This is a genomic window from Kitasatospora griseola, from assembly GCF_014648555.1.
Taxonomy (GTDB): domain Bacteria; phylum Actinomycetota; class Actinomycetes; order Streptomycetales; family Streptomycetaceae; genus Kitasatospora; species Kitasatospora griseola.
Map to the genome: position 1 here is coordinate 1 of NZ_BMRI01000094.1, position 2,193 is coordinate 2,193.

Sequence of the window (2,193 nt, forward strand, 5' to 3'; positions counted from 1 at the left end):
ACAACCTCGCCCTCGCCGGATGACCGGCAGGGCACGTGCCCCAATGCTGCCAGGTGAGTTACGAGACAGCCTTTAGAGACGCAGACGGCCACCGATGATCATCGTGAGTTGTGTCGACAAACGAAGATCAGCCGGTGGCCGTGGGCCACAGCGTAGACCCTGCCCGCTGGCAGTCGGTATTCGAGGACCTGATGGCCAAGGTTGCAGGCCGGTTCACGCGAGTGGAGCCTCGTCGCCGGGCGCGGGCGGCCGTGCTGGGGCTCCTTGCGAGCATGCCGAGGAAGAACTGCTGGACGATCGCCGAGCACGCAGGTGACGCGAGTCCCGCCGGCATGCAGCATCTGCTCAGCCGGGCGTCCTGGGATGCCGACCAGGTCCGTGACGACATACGGGACTTCGTGGTCGACCACCTCCGCGACGAGGACGCGGTGCTGGTCGTCGACGAGACCGGGGACCTGAAGAAGGGGACCGCGAGCGTCGGGGTTCAGCGCCAGTACACGGGCACCGCGGGACGGATCGAGAACTCCCAAGTGGCTGTCTATCTGGTCTACTCCGCCCCGGCCGGGCACGCCGCGATCGACCGCCGCCTCTACGTCCCCCGCTCCTGGGCCCAGGACCCCGACCGGTGCCGCACCGTCTGCATACCCGACGGCCTGAAGTTCGCCACCAAACCCGCCCTGGCCACCGAGATGATCGCCCAGGCCCTGGACGCCGGCGTCTCGGCCTCATGGGTCACCGGCGACGAGGTCTACGGCGGCGACCCGCACCTGAGCGCCGAGCTGGAAAGGCGTCAGATCGGCTACGTCCTCGCCGTCTCGCGCAAGCGGCCGATCGCCACCCGTGTGGGTGTCTTCCGCGCCGGCGTGCTGGACCACGGCCTGCCGAAACGTGCCTGGCAGCGGCTGTCCGCAGGAGCCGGGGCCAAGGGCCACCGCTTCTACGACTGGGCCCAGGTCGACATCGACAGCCCGCCCGGGCGCCCCGGCCACCGATGGCTGCTCGTCCGACGCAACCGGCGCTCCGGTGAACTCGCCTTCTACCGCTGCTACTCGCCTCGGCCGATCCCGCTCACCACGCTGGTCAAGGTGGCCGGACGCCGCTGGACCGTCGAGGAGACCTTCCAAGCCACGAAGGGCCTGGCCGGACTCGACGAGCACCAGGTCCGCCGCTGGACCTCCTGGCACCGCTGGACCACCCTGGCCATGCTCGCCCATGCCTTCCTTGCCGTCGCCGCAGCCATCGAACGGGCCACGAACGTCGCGGCGGCCGAACTCAGCCCGCTGACCTGCAACGAGATCCGACGCCTGTTCGCAGCCTTCTTCGCCCAGCCCGTCCGTGACCTCGCCCACTGGCTCCGATGGTCGGAATGGCGGCGCCGGCACCAAGCACGCGCCCGCCACGGCCACTACCAGCGGCAAGCAGCCCAACCACGATGAAGATCAAGATCTACAGCTGGAGTACTAGCCCGGCGACGGCGACGACCCACCGCTTTGTGCAGCACCCGTCCGTTGACGTTGCCGTCAACTACTGCCGTCAAGCTCCCCTCAGATGCCGAAGAGGCCCTACCGGAAAATATTCCGGTAGGGCCTCTTCGCGTTAGCAGGCGAAATTACCCGCTTGTCGCCGACCTCTTGGTGCGGGCAATCTCAAAATCAACGCTAAGTGCACTCAGTCGGACCGGGTCACGCTGGTCGTCAATCACGACGACATGAAGCGCGGTGCCGACAACCGAGACTCGATCACCTGAAGGCCAGGCGGGATCCTTGGTGTTGTCGATCAAGCCTGGAGTTCCGTCTTGAAACTCGACTTCTAGGCCCCAAGGTCGAACCGCCACCACGGTCACGTCAAACTCGTGATGCAGAGGAACGTCCATGCCTGTCAGCCACCTCCCATGGGCAACCACGTGCGGTTTAGTGTGAGCGAGTTGAACTCATCAAGCCGCTCAAACGGGATCTCGAATTCGATGCGCGGGCTCCCGCCAGGCCCTTGCCAGTCATATCGCCTGGCAGTGTCACCAAACTTCTCAAGGAACGACGGATGCATGTCGTACCTGATCATTCCAGGTGCATACGGCCCACGCCCTTGATACTCGCCGGCGACACTCTTCTCACCGAAGTAAGAAGTCATCTCATTTGGATAGCTAGACTCTGGGCGTGCTGATCGTGGAGCGTCTGGTGCCGGACGAGTTGTGGG

Annotated in this window: 2 protein-coding genes; one reads left to right on the forward strand and one right to left on the reverse strand. The window is 65.5% G+C overall.

The features are described 5' to 3' along the window. Positions 1-191: 191 nt before the first annotated feature. Positions 192-1,436 (forward strand): IS701 family transposase, encoded by a 1,245-nt coding sequence (locus IEZ12_RS37220; protein ID WP_189278853.1) that lies wholly within the window; start codon positions 192-194, stop codon positions 1,434-1,436. Between the two features lie 173 nt (positions 1,437-1,609). On the opposite strand, the gene IEZ12_RS37225 is transcribed toward IEZ12_RS37220, so the two are convergent. Beyond that, on the reverse strand, positions 1,610-1,873 hold the full coding sequence (locus IEZ12_RS37225; protein WP_189278855.1) for a hypothetical protein: 264 nt from the start codon (positions 1,871-1,873) through the stop codon (positions 1,610-1,612). Between the last annotated feature and the right edge of the window lie 320 nt (positions 1,874-2,193).